General features: G+C 47.9%; 15 protein-coding genes and 2 pseudogenes. 14 read left to right on the forward strand and 3 right to left on the reverse strand.

What is annotated here, in order from left to right; all coding sequences use genetic code 11:
• Positions 1 to 28: 28 nt before the first annotated feature.
• Genes LCS67_RS08635 through LCS67_RS08675 form a run of 9 tightly spaced genes read left to right on the forward strand, consistent with a single transcriptional unit; the run spans position 29 to position 7,306 of the window.
• A complete protein-coding gene (locus LCS67_RS08635; protein WP_100521875.1) occupies positions 29 to 1,369 on the forward strand; it encodes a DNA circularization protein in 1,341 nt (446 codons plus the stop codon).
• Positions 1,366 to 2,424: a phage baseplate assembly protein gene (locus LCS67_RS08640; protein ID WP_001066633.1), complete on the forward strand. Its 1,059-nt coding sequence runs from the start codon at positions 1,366 to 1,368 to the stop codon at positions 2,422 to 2,424. Before LCS67_RS08635 ends, LCS67_RS08640 begins: the two co-directional genes overlap by 4 nt.
• Positions 2,424 to 2,957, forward strand: a complete 534-nt coding sequence (locus tag LCS67_RS08645; RefSeq protein ID WP_001273652.1) for a phage baseplate assembly protein V — start codon at positions 2,424 to 2,426, stop codon at positions 2,955 to 2,957. Before LCS67_RS08640 ends, LCS67_RS08645 begins: the two co-directional genes overlap by 1 nt.
• Before the next feature lie 4 nt (positions 2,958 to 2,961).
• Positions 2,962 to 3,375 (forward strand): phage GP46 family protein, encoded by a 414-nt coding sequence (locus LCS67_RS08650; RefSeq protein ID WP_000605051.1) that lies wholly within the window; start codon positions 2,962 to 2,964, stop codon positions 3,373 to 3,375.
• Positions 3,368 to 4,447: a baseplate J/gp47 family protein gene (locus LCS67_RS08655; RefSeq protein ID WP_000785582.1), complete on the forward strand. Its 1,080-nt coding sequence runs from the start codon at positions 3,368 to 3,370 to the stop codon at positions 4,445 to 4,447. Before LCS67_RS08650 ends, LCS67_RS08655 begins: the two co-directional genes overlap by 8 nt.
• A gap of 2 nt (positions 4,448 to 4,449) precedes the next feature.
• Positions 4,450 to 5,037 carry a YmfQ family protein gene (locus LCS67_RS08660; protein WP_001207832.1) on the forward strand — a complete coding sequence of 196 codons (588 nt, stop codon included), beginning with the start codon at positions 4,450 to 4,452 and terminating at the stop codon, positions 5,035 to 5,037.
• A complete protein-coding gene (locus LCS67_RS08665; RefSeq protein WP_039500225.1) occupies positions 5,024 to 6,568 on the forward strand; it encodes a hypothetical protein in 1,545 nt (514 codons plus the stop codon). Before LCS67_RS08660 ends, LCS67_RS08665 begins: the two co-directional genes overlap by 14 nt.
• A complete protein-coding gene (locus LCS67_RS08670; protein WP_063177141.1) occupies positions 6,568 to 7,143 on the forward strand; it encodes a tail fiber assembly protein in 576 nt (191 codons plus the stop codon). Before LCS67_RS08665 ends, LCS67_RS08670 begins: the two co-directional genes overlap by 1 nt.
• Entirely contained in the window at positions 7,133 to 7,306 is a 174-nt protein-coding gene (locus LCS67_RS08675; protein WP_000267959.1) for a hypothetical protein, read from the forward strand. The genes LCS67_RS08670 and LCS67_RS08675 overlap by 11 nt, the downstream gene beginning before the upstream one ends.
• 75 nt (positions 7,307 to 7,381) lie before the next feature.
• Here LCS67_RS08675 and LCS67_RS08680 read toward each other — a convergent pair whose 3' ends face one another.
• The gene (locus LCS67_RS08680; RefSeq protein WP_001259328.1) at positions 7,382 to 8,515 is read right to left on the reverse strand and encodes an acyltransferase family protein; all 1,134 of its coding nucleotides are present in this window, start codon (positions 8,513 to 8,515) and stop codon (positions 7,382 to 7,384) included.
• A 51-nt stretch (positions 8,516 to 8,566) separates the two neighbouring features.
• On the opposite strand from LCS67_RS08680, the gene LCS67_RS08685 reads away from it, so the two are divergent.
• The 4 genes and pseudogenes from LCS67_RS08685 (at position 8,567) to LCS67_RS08700 (ending at position 10,149) form a co-directional block, all read left to right on the forward strand.
• Positions 8,567 to 8,941: a DUF1353 domain-containing protein gene (locus LCS67_RS08685; RefSeq protein ID WP_000532385.1), complete on the forward strand. Its 375-nt coding sequence runs from the start codon at positions 8,567 to 8,569 to the stop codon at positions 8,939 to 8,941.
• Positions 8,928 to 9,059 (forward strand): annotated as a pseudogene (locus tag LCS67_RS08690) (tail fiber assembly protein); the annotation flags it as partial. The gene LCS67_RS08685 and the pseudogene LCS67_RS08690, both read left to right, overlap by 14 nt.
• A gap of 67 nt (positions 9,060 to 9,126) precedes the next feature.
• Positions 9,127 to 9,849 carry a hypothetical protein gene (locus tag LCS67_RS08695; RefSeq protein ID WP_001033376.1) on the forward strand — a complete coding sequence of 241 codons (723 nt, stop codon included), beginning with the start codon at positions 9,127 to 9,129 and terminating at the stop codon, positions 9,847 to 9,849.
• A gap of 108 nt (positions 9,850 to 9,957) precedes the next feature.
• Positions 9,958 to 10,149, forward strand: a complete 192-nt coding sequence (locus tag LCS67_RS08700) for a DUF2767 family protein (RefSeq protein ID WP_000343069.1) — start codon at positions 9,958 to 9,960, stop codon at positions 10,147 to 10,149.
• Positions 10,150 to 10,164: 15 nt separating this feature from the next.
• On the opposite strand, the gene LCS67_RS08705 is transcribed toward LCS67_RS08700, so the two are convergent.
• Positions 10,165 to 10,431, reverse strand: coding sequence for a hypothetical protein (locus LCS67_RS08705; RefSeq protein WP_000798891.1), 267 nt, complete (start codon positions 10,429 to 10,431; stop codon positions 10,165 to 10,167).
• Between the two features lie 341 nt (positions 10,432 to 10,772).
• On the opposite strand from LCS67_RS08705, the pseudogene LCS67_RS22805 reads away from it, so the two are divergent.
• Positions 10,773 to 10,850: pseudogene (locus LCS67_RS22805) on the forward strand (hypothetical protein); the annotation flags it as partial.
• Between the two features lie 129 nt (positions 10,851 to 10,979).
• Here the strand turns inward: LCS67_RS22805 and sopA are convergent.
• On the reverse strand, positions 10,980 to 13,328 hold the full coding sequence (gene sopA, locus LCS67_RS08710; RefSeq protein ID WP_000704009.1) for an SPI-1 type III secretion system effector HECT-type E3 ubiquitin transferase SopA: 2,349 nt from the start codon (positions 13,326 to 13,328) through the stop codon (positions 10,980 to 10,982).
• Positions 13,329 to 13,362: the final 34 nt, after the last annotated feature.

A 13,362-nucleotide genomic window follows, 5' to 3' on the forward strand; every position in this document is an offset into this window, starting at 1 on the left:
CTCCGGCAGGTTTTCTTATGGGGTAAATATGGCTTTTTTCTCCTCAACTGGCTGGCGCGGGCGCCTGCGTGATGCATCATTTCGTGGAGTGCCTTTCTCCGTTGAAGATGATGAAAGCACCTTTGGACGCCGCGTACAGGTACATGAATATCCGAACAGGGATAAGCCCTGGACGGAGGATTTAGGTCGCGCCACGCGCCGCCTGACGATAAATGCTTATCTTGTCGGTGATGATTACGCAGACAGGCGGGATCGTCTTATTGGTGCCATTGAAACCGCAGGCCCTGGTACGCTGGTCCATCCGCAGTATGGCGAAATGCAGGGCAGCATTGACGGACAGGTCAGGATCACTCACAGCAGTACAGAAGGGCGCATGTGTCGTGTCTCCTTTCAGTTTGTGGAAAGTGGTGAACTTTCTTTTCCGGTGGCAGGAATGGCAACGGCGAAGCGCCTGGAAACATCAGGCGGGCTTTTCGACGATGCGATTGACAGTATGTTTTCCACATTCTCGTTGTCAGGTATTTCTGATTTTATCCAGAACGATGTCATTGCCGATGCTGCCTCCATGCTGGGCGATGTTGCCGATGCTTTCAGGATGGTTGACTCCGGCGTGTCTGCCGCAATGCGGCTGTTACAGGGGGATTTGTCTGTCATTCTGATGCCACCGGGCGCCGCAAGTGATTTCGTTAACGCACTGCAAAAAGCCTGGCGCTCAGGTGACAGGCTCAGAGGCAGTACATCGGATCTGGTCACGATGATAAAAACGATGTCAGGTATCACGCTTGATCCCGGTCTTTCCCCCCGTGGCACCTGGCCCACTGACTCCGGATCTGCTGCGAAACAGAAAATGCAACGCAATATGATCGCAGCCGCCATCAGGACAACAGCCATCAGCACAGCCGTCCACGCCGTGACAACACTGAAGCAGCCGCGTGATGTACCTGGTGCCCGGGGCGTAAATCAGCCTGCAGGAACAGGCCGTGACTCAGACATTATCACTGTCATGCACCCGGCGCTGGATGGTGTACAGACAGTCAGTAATGGCAGCTTTCCACCGAATTATGAAGATCTGAAAGCTATCCGGACCGCGCTCAATGCTGCGATTGACCAGGAGCAGTTGCGTATCCGGGATGATGTGCTTTTCCAGCAAATTTCCGTTATGCGGACGGATCTCAATCGCGATATTTCTGCACGACTGGCACAGGTTGAACGTACTGCATTGCGAACGCCTGATGATGTTCTGCCTGCACTGGTACTGGCTGCAGCCTGGTATGACGACGCCGGGCGGGAATCTGATATCCTCACTCGTAATCCCGTTCCCCATCCAGGATTTATCCCGGTTGAGCCGCTGAGGGTTCCGGTACGATGAATAATACGGTTTTTTTACGCGTCAACGGGCGTGACTGGGGAGGATGGACGTCAGTACGGATAAGTGCGGGCATTGACCGTATTGCCCGGGACTTTAATGTCTCGATCACCCGGCAGTGGCCTGGTGGAGAAGACGTACCGCCAGTAAAAAATGGTGACGCTGTTGAGGTACTCATTGGCGATGATTTAGTCATTACCGGCTGGGTTGAGGCGTTGCCACTACGTTATGATGCGCAGACCATTATGACGGGCATTGTCGGGCGCAGCAAAACGGCAGATCTTATCGACTGTTCTGCATCGCCTGCACAGCATAACGGGAAAAATTTATTCCTGATCGCCAGCGCACTTGCCCGGCCATTCGGCGTGAACGTTGTTGATGCAGGCGCGCCGGCAGCCGCCGTTATTGAGGCTCAGCCGGAACATGGTGAAACGGTTGTGGACTGTCTGAACAGGTTGCTTGGACAGGCTCAGGCGCTGGCATATGACGACGAACGGGGACGGCTGGTTCTCGGCAGGCCGGGCAGTATGAAAGCAGCCACGGCACTGGTACTTGGCGAGAATATTCTTTCCTGTGATACCGAGCGTAGTGTTCGCGAGCGTTTCTCCAGTTATCTGGTTACGGGGCAGCGTCCTGGTACGGATGACGATTTCGGCGAGGCAACCATTGCTGCTATCCGGCAGAGTACTGGTGATGCAGGCGTCACGCGGTATCGTCCCCACACCATTCAGCAGTCAGGAACTGCCACAACTGACAGCTGCAAATCACGCTGTGAATTTGAAGCCCGTCAGCGTGCGGCGAAAACGCTGGAAACCACCTATACCGTACAGGGATGGAGACAGGGGAATGGAGAATTGTGGAAACCGAACCAGGCCGTGGTGGTGTATGACCCGCTGAACGGTTTTGACAATGAAACGCTGGTGATCGCCGAAGTGACGTACAGCCAGGACAATAACGGCACCCTGACCGAAATCCGGGTGGGGCCTGCGGATGCTTATCTTCCTGAACCATTCAGGCCGAAAGCGAAGAAAAAAGTCAGTGAGGAGGCGGATTTCTGATGGCTAACCATCCTCTTCAGAACATGGTAACGCGCGCAGTCATTACCGCGATTGATACCGTCAGAAAATGCCAGACTGCCGGACTGAAACTTATTGCCGGTGAAAAAAAAGAGAATGTGGAGCATCTTGAACCTTACGGTTTCACCTCTGCAGCACAGAATGGCGCAGAAGCGGTGGTATTGTTTCCCGGCGGTGACCGTTCGCACGGAGTGGCTGTGGTTGTGGCTGACCGCCGCTTCAGACTGAAAGGGCTGGCGCGCGGGGAAGTCGCGCTATATGACGATCAGGGGCAGTCGGTCACATTAACCCGCGCCGGAATAGTGATAAATGGCGGCGGAAAGCCAGTTATTTTCACGAATGCCACTAAAGCACGTTTTGAAATGCCGATCGAATCCACTGGCGATATCAGGGACAACTGTGACAGCAGTGGAAAAACGATGGCTGAAATGCGCACGACCTATAACGGTCATACCCATAGAGAAAATGGCGATGGCGGCGGTATAACCGATAAGCCTGGCCAACCCATGAGCTGACATCATGATCCTTTATGTTAATGGAATCCGTAAGGATGCCACGGCTTCGCTCGACCTTCTGACGCGGGCAGTGGTGATTTCTCTTTTTACCTGGCGCCGGGCGGAACGGGATGACAGGACCCCACAGCCATACGGCTGGTGGGGGGACACCTGGCCTGCTGTTCAGAATGACCGCATCGGTTCCCGCCTCTACCTGCTGAAACGCCGCAAACTCACCAATAAAACGCCGCAGGATGCCCGCGAATACATGCAGCAGGCGCTGGCGTGGATGACAGACGATGGCGTGGCGGCACGTATTGATGTGACATCCGAACGCACAGGAACAGATACCCTGGCAGCTGGCGTGACGATATATCAGCGGGACGGGGTAATTCACAATATTACATTCGATGATATATGGAGCGAACTTAATGGCTGACAGTCAATTTGCACGTCCTGAACTTCCTCAGTTGATTGCAACCATTCGTAGCGATTTACTGACCCGTTTTCAGCAGGATGTTGTGTTACGTCGCATGGATGCCGAGGTTTACAGCCGGGTACAGGCTGCTGCCGTACATACGCTGTATGGTTATATCGATTATCTGGCCCGGAATATGCTGCCTGATATGTGTGATGAGGAATGGCTTTACCGTCACGCTATGATTAAGCGTTGCCCCAGGAAAAATGCCGTATCTGCGAAGGGATTTGCACGCTGGGATGGTATTGCCGGAACGCCGGAGATCCCCGCGGGTACACAGATTCAGCGGGATGATCAGGTTACATTCACGACCCTGCAGACGGTGAAAGCTTCCGGCGGCCTGTTACGTGTGCCGGTTATTGCTGATGTGGCGGGAACTGCCGGTAATACTGACGATGGTACGGCGTTACGCCTTGGCACGCCGATTACTGGTATTCCTTCTACAGGTTACGCTGACACTCTGACCGGGGGGGCTGATACAGAGGAGCTTGAAACGTGGCGCGCGCGTGTCATGGAGCGCTATTACTGGATACCTCAGGGGGGCGCTGATCCTGATTACGTCATCTGGGCAAAGGAAATCGCAGGAATAACCCGTGCGTGGACATTCCGCCATTATAAGGGGACCGGCACCGTTGGTGTGATGGTGGCTACCAGTAACCCGGTGAATCCGGCTCCTGGCGACGATCTCGTTAAGGCTGTACGTGACCATATTTTGCCGCTGGCACCTGTTGCTGGCGGCGGACTCTTTGTTTTCGCTGCCACTGAAAAAAGCATTCCGGTAACAGTCGCACTGGCCAAAGATACCCCGGAAATTCGTACTGCCATTATTGCGGAGCTAAATGCGCTGATGCTGCGTGATGGCGCGCCGTCCGGAAAAATTTATGTTTCGCGAATCAGCGAGGCGATAAGCCTGGCGACCGGGGAAGTGGCACATCAGTTGCGTGTGCCGGCGGCAGATGTGGTTCTGGGAAAAACTGAACTTCCTGTCCTGGGGAATATAACCTGGGCCACCTATACCGGGGAGAACGGATAACTATGGCGTTGCAGGACGAATATACGCAGTTACTTTATCACCTTCTGCCGGAAGGACCTGCCTGGGACGGAGAAAATCCACTGATTGAAGGGCTGGCGCCGTCGCTGAACCGGGTACATCAGAGAGCGGATGAACTGATGGCTGAAATTGATCCGGCCAGAACCACAGAACTGATAGACCGTTATGAACAGCTGTATGGCCTGCCTGATTCCTGTGCACCGGAAGGCGTGCAGACATTACAGCAGCGCCAGCAACGTCTGGATGCAAAGGCGAATGTTGCCGGTGGTATAAACGAGAGGTTTTACCGGGAACAGCTTGATGCGTTGGGGTATACCGCTGCCACCATTGAGCAGTTTCAGAATCTCGACAGCACACCCGATCCTGAATGGGGGGAATTCTGGCGTTACTACTGGCGTGTGAATATTCCGGCTGATGCGAACATCAGCTGGCAGACCTGTACAAGCACCTGCGATTCTGCGATCAGAACGTGGGGCGATACTGTTGCTGAATGTGTGATTGATAAGCTTTGTCCGTCACATACGGTTGTTGTTTTTGCTTATCCGGAAGGAAAAGAGAATGCACAGAATTGATACGCCCACCGCGCAAAAAGATAAATTTGGTCAGGGAAAAAACGGATTTACGAATGGTGATCCCGCCACGGGCCGCCGCGCAACGGATCTCAACAGTGATATGTGGGATGCAGTCCAGGAAGAGGTCTGCACTGTTATTGAAGCCGCCGGCATACAACTCAGTAAAGGCGAACATACGCAGCTTCACGCCGCCATTGGCAGGCTGATCGATGAACAGGTTAAAACCCGTCTTGAAAAAAATCAGAATGGCGCGGACATCCCGAATAAGCCGCTGTTTCTCCAGAACGTTGGTTTAGGAGAAACGATAAATCTCGCTGCGGGTGCACTGCAAAAATCGCAGAATGGCGGCGATATTCCGGACAAAAAACAATTTGCGAGAACTATCGGCGCGGTAACATCGACTACCATTACACTTGGTGAATCAGGCTGGTTCAAAATCGCCACGGTTGTAATGCCGCAGGCTACATCAACAGCGGTGATTAAACTGTACGGTGGGGCGGGGTTTAACGCTGGTTCACCTGAACAGGCGGCAATCAGCGAACTGGTATTGCGTGCCGGTAATGGCTCACCTGTTGGAATAACTGCCACGTTGTGGAGACGCTCGCCTGCTGCGGCTAACGAGGTCGCATGGGTTAATACATCAGGCGACACCTACGATATTTATATTAATATCGGCCAGTATGCGTACTGGTTAATTGCGCAATATGACTACACCGGTAATGCAAATGTCACGTTGCACAGTACGCCTGAATATTCATCAGTACAGCCGGGAAACTCAACCAGCGGTCAGACATATACAATTTACAGTAGTCTGATGAAACCAACAGCCGGTGATGTGGGTGCATTGCCGATTACAGGGGGACAGCTAAACGGTCCGTTAAGCATTGGTACTGACAATGTACTGGGCGGTAATTCAATTGTACTCGGTGATAACGATACCGGTTTTAAACAGAACGGTGACGGGATACTGGATACATACGCGAACAACCAGCACACCGTTCGTGTCGCTCCCGGTGAAATGATGGTTCTGGGAGCTATTCGCGCAGGCAAAGAAAAAAAACTGTCACTAACGAGTAATAATAATTCGACAATGACAGCCACGTTTAACTTATGGGGCGACGCAAACAGGCCCACTGTAATTGAACTGGATGATGATCAGGGATGGCAGTTATACAGCCAGCGAAACCCTGATGGTTCAGTCCTGTTTACGGTCAATGGCGATATCACCGCTAACGTACTGTGTGCAGGCGGGGCCATCTATCAGAATAACGGTGATATCTTTGGTTCGCTATGGGGAAATGGCTGGTTAAGTACCTGGATTAATAATAATCTCGTCTTAGATGTTCAGTTAGGGGCCGGCACATCAGTGACTACCTGGAACAATGCAGGGTCATGGCCTAACACTCCCGGATATGTAGTTACCTCCGTCTGGAAAGATTATCATGGCGAAAATATTGATGGTATTAATTATGCGCCTTTGCAAAAACGAGTCGGGAATCAGTGGTATACCGTACAAGGGGGAACGGTATAATGAAAAAATATCAGAATATCAAAAATTTCAGACTGACTGACGCGCCTGTAAACAGGGGGAAAACTCAGGCCGAAATAAATATAGGTGCATATTTTCTGAAGTCAGACGACGGACAGGACTGGTATGAGTGTCAGTCATTATTTTCTGATGATACTGCAAAAATAATGTACGACCATGAAGGGGTTATCTGGGGTGTTGTTAATAAGCCAGTCCCGCAACGTGGCAACACATATTCTGTATCAATGTTGTGGCCGGTTAATATGTCTGTTGCGGAAATAGACGCTGCTGACTGTCCTGATGATTGCCGTGGTGATGGTACGTGGTTATATCAGGACGGTAAAGTCGTTCAGCGGGGTTATTCTCCGGAAGAGCTGCGTAAAAAGGCTGAGGCTGAAAAAATTCGTCGCCTTTCTGAAGCTGAATCAGCCATCGCACCACTGGCGCGGGCAGTAAAACTAAAAATTGCCACAGATGAAGAGATTAAACGGCTTGAAGCATGGGAACTCTACAGCGTAATGGTTAACCGTGTGGATACAGCTTCCCCTGACTGGCCGGAGGTGCCGGATGTGGCGTGAAGCGCGTCTGGCTTTTACGGATTCCCTGGCTGCGCTGGATTGTTCCGTCGTTCCGGCGCATCCGTGGATTCACGGTTTGGGGCAACAGACAGATAACTGGGCAGGTATGATGCAGGCAATGGTCTTCAGGGATTTAAAATCCATGGGCGCCAACTGCAAATGAAAAAGGATACTGGAATGATAATAACGGTAATTAAATAAAGCAACGCCCGGACTACCGGGCGTATATAAATTATTTTTATTGCAGACTGCCGTATGGAAGAGGGTTCTTTAATAGATTTTTCTGTTTTAACTTATTTTTTATCCTCTGAGTCAGATTAATCTCTATGTATTTATGTGTAAAGTGAGCTGCCAGGATAGATATCCCGATAGCCAGCAACACGGATGGGATCATCTTAAAATCCGAATATCCGACAGCTCCAACTCTTTTTACCACAGCAAGACCAACTGCGCTATGGAGCAGATATAACGAAAATGAGATGTTTCCCACATAAGTCAAAAAACGGGGGATAAATGCCAGCAATAAAGATTCCCCAAGCGTGAGGGCAAGAACAAAGAACCCCAAAACAAGGGAACTTTTCCTGTCCAACGCATGGATGTTTCCAGTATATATTCCCCAAATAATATATATTAGTAGTACGATAGCACTAATACCTGATAATAATTCTATTTTTCTTGAAGGAAAGTTTTGTTTTATTTTGATGTACAGCCAGCCAACTATAACTCCAATAATAAACTCCAGTAGAAGAGGGTTTGTCAGAAAACCGAAGTATGGAGATGAAAAAGGATAACCTTGTACATTTATTGTTGGTTGGTATCCTGCTATCACAGGTATGATGCTGGTTACCAGAACGCCCCAAGTGACGAGCGCCAGAACTCGGTGTTTAACCAGCAGACATAAAGCGAATACAAGGTAGAAATAAATTTCGTAGTTGAGTGTCCATCGAATATTATACGTACCACCATCGTCAATGTAGAGTGGCGGTGTAGAGGTTTTGTATAATGTGAATGTCAACGCACTTAAAATGTTTTGCACTTTGTCTGGATAATGAAAAGTGCTCATAGCGCCTTCAAGAAGAAAGGCTATGACAAGACAAAGATAGTATAACGGAATGATACGTATTACCCTGTTAAGCAAGAACCGAACCAGAGATGCTTTCCCTCGCATATAACTCCAGGTAGTATAAACCATTATAAAACCGCTAATAATGAAGAAAATATCAACACCGATAATTCCAGGGCTAAATACTTTATCCCATATTGTAGGGTTTCCTTTAGCTCCATCATTCAGAAAGCCTCTATAATGGAACAACACAACCAGTAACGCAGCAATACCACGCAGTGCTTGCAGAGAGTGTAACTTTGTGCGCATAACATCCCCTCAAAAAGAACTCATTATCGCACAGGTAGAACAATAATTACCATGGGCCGTTTCACAACTCCCGCAATTCTTGAAATGCTGGACCATTTCTTATGGCGCGTATACGAGCCTTTTGAATTTTACCTCAGTGACGACATCAGCGATATAATCAGTGTACCAGCTGGATTCATTACCGACTTTGCCACGATACCACGCATATTCTGGACGTTCATGCCGCCAGATGGCAAATATTCCAAAACCGCAATAATTCACAACTGGATTTACGACAACGCGCTGCGCACGAAAAAAGAAGCCGATTTGATACTCCTGGACAGAATGACCGTACTTGGCGTGCCGAAGTGGAAACGGATAGTGATGCATCTGGCGGTCAGGTGGTTTGGCAGGGGGATGTATGGGAAAGAACGTTGCAACAGATGATGAGAAAGCGCAGCTCGACGAATGGAAAAAATACAGGGTGCTGGTAAACCGGGTGGATACATCGACCGCGACAAAAATCGACTGGCCTAAGAAACCTGAACAACCGCGTACCTTATAGGTTGATTTGAGGCGCAGTGATGATGGTGTACACTGCGCTTATCGGTACATATGTTTAGGGATGAAAAATGAATAAAATTGGTATAGTAGTTTTGTTGTCATTTTTTATGATCGGTTGTAGTGCTTGGGATAAAGGTAAAGCAAAAACAATCGAGCAAAAGCGGGATTACCTATTGGAGTATGGTCCGCAGTACGTGCCAAGTTTTTTAGTTCCTCAGTCATTGGTACAACAGCCTCCTCTAAGCGTTACTGTGTTACGAACTAAACTAGTTGATAATGGTGGGGAGACAAGTGAATTTCTCCACCGATTGGTTGATAAATGCTTTGAATCTTCGGATAGGTATTGCACTGTTAGTATGTATTATTCTGAGAACGAAAAAATAGAGAAGAAACGGCAAAAAATAGCCAATAAAAATAAACAAACATCAGTAAAAAAAGGAGACCTTTTTTATTGTCGAATGACGTTAAATCAATCTGGTGGGCCAGTTGATACTAGTCGCATGAGAGTACGTGTAAAGGACAACGTTGATTCCGTTGGTTTCCTTTTTCCTGACGATAAGCAGATTATCTCACCAAAATTAGAAGTTGTTGATTCTGACTCAGGTGAGCGATATGGACGGGCGGCTGATGGCTCCATAACCGTATCGGCTAGTTATGATGGTCATGCTTACGAAATTCAAATATTTAATACTTTGCCTGTAAGCCAATTTAACGGGGCGGTGGTAACACACACTTCGGCACTCGAATTTGCGGGTAGTATTGATGTATTTGATTGTAAAAAGGTTAAATAAAATACATATCAATATGTTTATAACCATAGAAATATATAGACATAAATGGTGCACTATGGCCTATATTACAATGATGTTGGTTCAGCGATAACAGAGCGAGAAACAGTTATGGATGAGGAAAAACAAGCTGTTTTTGACGATATATGCAGGGTTATTGGACGCGCAGTAGTCATGCTAAAAGAAACTAATCAGCCAGTTACCAAAAACAGCATAAACCTGATGCTGCAAGCGCACTCGGATCAGAGTGATGATGCGTATCTGTCCAGAATCTATGCTGTTGCAAAAGATGTAATGGAATAGCGTAAACCTTCCTATTTACTGGATTAAATTTTCTGAGCGACGTTCTATCCCCGCGTTCATGTAGTCGATAGCCTTTTGAAGCTCTTCTATGAGTGCAACCGCCCGAGTACGAGAGATACACATAAACTGGTCAGGAAACTCTTTAATTGGCCAGTTTGGTATACAGGCCATGTTATCTGTGAATGAAGCGGACAGGTAAACTTCATTAGTTCGAAGGGAATAGCCTACTTCAAAACTGGTGAGTTCGGGTAAGCTGCTTACGTTAGATTCAGTGTTTTTCATGTGGTGCTCCCGTACTGGTTTTTTGTACAGTATTATTCAAATTTAGGCTATCAGTCAAATGGCAAATTTAGGGGTGTGAGTACATAATTAAGTACATTTTTATATGTTACTTTTGTTTAATTCTATTTAATTCAGTGGGTTGTGATTTTGTTTTCGTAATCGTGGAAGAGGAATGTGCTCTGTATGCTGTCGTTTTTAACTGTCACTTGATGTACACGCCTGATGTTATATGTATATGAAATATTTTATTCTTTTATTTTGTCGTTGATTGATTGTATTTGTACACCAATTGATATTGTTGCTAATGTTCGTACATGCGATGGTGAGTACAAAATACTAAAATGACCATCAGCGACACTAAGCTACGCTCCCTCTATGGTAAACCATATTCCGGTTCATCTGAAATTACTGATTCCGATTTAGTACTGTATGGAATTTAGGCCAGGGTCAATCTGGCCGGGATCTCAAAAAATGCATGGACTAAAACGGGTCTATTTACAGAGGGACACAACGCTGTGTCCCTTAATTCCATACGGGTTAAGGCTGGACTACGCCCAGGCCAGTGGCAGGATGGATGACAGAACACTCGGGAAATATTTTCTGGCATGACGTTGCATACTATCCGCCACAACGCTGGTACAGGTAAAGGCGCCATGGAGGCCGTGAAAACGGTCGGACCAGTCGGTAAACTGTTCGCTGGACGGGAAGATCGCCGGAGACAGCTCCCAGGCTTTCTGCATCAGCGCCTCCGCATAGCCTCTCAGGGCCGGCGGAGAGTCATGCTCAGTGCCGAAAATGGCGCTGGAGGAATAGCGTGCGAATGCGGTACTGAGACAGAACAGGGTTTCCGCCTGCTTCTGTGGGGTGGCGTCAGTCAGGTGATAAGCACTGAGGATGTGCTGGTAGTGTGCCGGGCTGAGTTTGCCTTCAGGAAACAGGGGGTCAAAAATGGTGTTCAGACGCGACACTGAGGCATCATCAATCAACTTCACGGTGGAATGTTTCTGGTTCGTGGCGGCAATAAACTGCTGGTTCAGCTCCCCGTGCTCTTCAGTGCTGAGGATGATATCAATCAGTTCCCCAAAGCGTCGCTGCACGGCCTGCTGATTAAATGCGGCGAGAAACACCGGAAAGTCATGACGGAATAACTCTACCGGAGAGATTTGCGCGGTGGAAACGTTCTCTCCGGCTCGCAGCAGGTAAAAGTTGTCCCATGCAGTGTCAGGAGTAGGGTTTAGCATTGTTAACAGCGTGTCAGTGGAGAGCATCATCGCCGTGTCTGAATCTTGGGAGGAAAGCAGCAGGAAATTATCTGCAGCGCGGGTTGTCCAGTCCGGGCTGCCGTCATAATTGCCGAAGAGCCCATTATGGATGTGGGGAGACACCGCCGGGTGAGCAAGATACTGTTCATAAAGCGCTGCAGCTTTCTGGCGGGTGCCATCAGTGCAGTCTACGCCTGTCATACAGTGTAAAATCACCTGATTAAAGAGTCCGCTGTGAGTGGTCATGGCGGCGCTGTTCCTGTCAAACGAATCCAGCAACACAGGCAGTATGCGCTGCTGATAATATGTGTCAGGAGCCGGCAGGGGAACGTCATTATAGGTCTGGCACTGGTGGGCAAAAAAACGTTCCTGAACAGGCCTGATCCACTCGCTGATAAGCGCACTTTGCGTATAGGGGGGGTGGGCCAGTACGCTCACCAGCGAGCTTTCAACTGGCCGGATACGTGCCTCTGTTAAGCGGCCACTCCGAAATGACTTTACCAGATCTTCCATTGCACGGACTTTTTCCTGTCTGTATTTATCGGGCAGGTTGTTAATGGTCATCAGAATACTTTTACCATTATTATGTTCATGATTTAAAAATCCATCCACAGCGTTCTCAGTCCAAAGGAGTGGCATTTGCAGCCAGATATCACCTAGACGAATAAAATTTCCGCCCCCTGACACTGACGGAGGTGATGAATTATCCGGTTCATTTAAAATAACGTCGGAGAGGTTGGCTTTGTGAGGTATAAGCGTATTTTTTAAGGTTGTATTAATAAAAGAGGGCTGTTGTTGTGTAGTAATTGAATACAGTAAAGACACTTCATTCATGTTTGAATTACTAAATTTCGTATTACTGCAGACTACATCATTCAGTGTCGAATAAGTGAATCGGCATTCGTCAAAATGTAAATGAGATATATCAGAATAAGTAAATTTTGAATTTGAAAAGTTGAACCCCTTGATAATATCGCCGTCTCGCTTCATGAAGTTGGGGGGCAATATTTTGCTGAATTTAATATTACGGAAATCTGCGTTTGAAAAATCGCGATCTGCGGTCGTAAGGGGTTCTCCGGCTTGCTGTCGTAAAACTGCATCCGTGAGTTTCTTAGCCCAGTCGGCAGGTGATGACGGGGAAGACGTAGCCTGAAGTGAGAGGGAGGGGGATACTGGTGGTGTTCTACCTTCAGAAACCGTTGGCCTGTTATTGGCTGATACAGAGACTCCACCGGGGAGCGGGGCCGCACCTGTCACTCTGTAATTATAATCACGTGATTGATTTGCTATATGCTTACGCATGAATGCTGCAGTCATTTTTGAGGCATCTTCTTCTGAAATATTTTTCTTACCTGTATTATTTGTATCTTTAATATTTTTAACAGTAATCAATGTTTTGTTTAAGGTGTTTTTATCTTTCGGCTGAAAGAAGTCTTTTATTTTTTGTGGTAACGTGAACTCAATCGGTGAGTCCTTTCCTGTTTTAAATTTTTCATTTAAATATGTATGCGTGTTTTTAACACTGGTTATTTTTGAGGCGAGCCCGTTTTTCGTATGTTCACGAATAGAGGTAATTAATTTTTTAACCTGGTTAGGAATAGTAGAAAAATTAATTGTGCCTGATGATATTTTCATTAGAATTCCTTATCAACATCATTATGGAAAAACG

It is taken from the genome of Salmonella sp. A7, from assembly GCF_020181675.1.
Taxonomy (GTDB): domain Bacteria; phylum Pseudomonadota; class Gammaproteobacteria; order Enterobacterales; family Enterobacteriaceae; genus Salmonella; species Salmonella enterica.

Bases quoted from the DNA above. Each gene is read 5' to 3' on its own strand.
- LCS67_RS08695 (WP_001033376.1), top strand. From the start codon at position 9,127: ATGAATAAAATTGGTATAGTAGTTTTGTTGTCATTTTTTATGATCGGT.
- LCS67_RS08635 (WP_100521875.1), top strand. From the start codon at position 29: ATGGCTTTTTTCTCCTCAACTGGCTGGCGCGGGCGCCTGCGTGATGCA.
- LCS67_RS08660 (WP_001207832.1), top strand. From the start codon at position 4,450: ATGGCGTTGCAGGACGAATATACGCAGTTACTTTATCACCTTCTGCCG.
- LCS67_RS08680 (WP_001259328.1), bottom strand. From the start codon at position 8,515: ATGCGCACAAAGTTACACTCTCTGCAAGCACTGCGTGGTATTGCTGCG.
- LCS67_RS08650 (WP_000605051.1), top strand. From the start codon at position 2,962: ATGATCCTTTATGTTAATGGAATCCGTAAGGATGCCACGGCTTCGCTC.
- LCS67_RS08685 (WP_000532385.1), top strand. From the start codon at position 8,567: ATGGGCCGTTTCACAACTCCCGCAATTCTTGAAATGCTGGACCATTTC.
- LCS67_RS08640 (WP_001066633.1), top strand. From the start codon at position 1,366: ATGAATAATACGGTTTTTTTACGCGTCAACGGGCGTGACTGGGGAGGA.
- LCS67_RS08675 (WP_000267959.1), top strand. From the start codon at position 7,133: ATGTGGCGTGAAGCGCGTCTGGCTTTTACGGATTCCCTGGCTGCGCTG.
- sopA (WP_000704009.1), bottom strand. From the start codon at position 13,328: ATGAAAATATCATCAGGCACAATTAATTTTTCTACTATTCCTAACCAG.
- LCS67_RS08665 (WP_039500225.1), top strand. From the start codon at position 5,024: ATGCACAGAATTGATACGCCCACCGCGCAAAAAGATAAATTTGGTCAG.
- LCS67_RS08705 (WP_000798891.1), bottom strand. From the start codon at position 10,431: ATGAAAAACACTGAATCTAACGTAAGCAGCTTACCCGAACTCACCAGT.
- LCS67_RS08700 (WP_000343069.1), top strand. From the start codon at position 9,958: ATGGATGAGGAAAAACAAGCTGTTTTTGACGATATATGCAGGGTTATT.
- LCS67_RS08670 (WP_063177141.1), top strand. From the start codon at position 6,568: ATGAAAAAATATCAGAATATCAAAAATTTCAGACTGACTGACGCGCCT.
- LCS67_RS08645 (WP_001273652.1), top strand. From the start codon at position 2,424: ATGGCTAACCATCCTCTTCAGAACATGGTAACGCGCGCAGTCATTACC.
- LCS67_RS08655 (WP_000785582.1), top strand. From the start codon at position 3,368: ATGGCTGACAGTCAATTTGCACGTCCTGAACTTCCTCAGTTGATTGCA.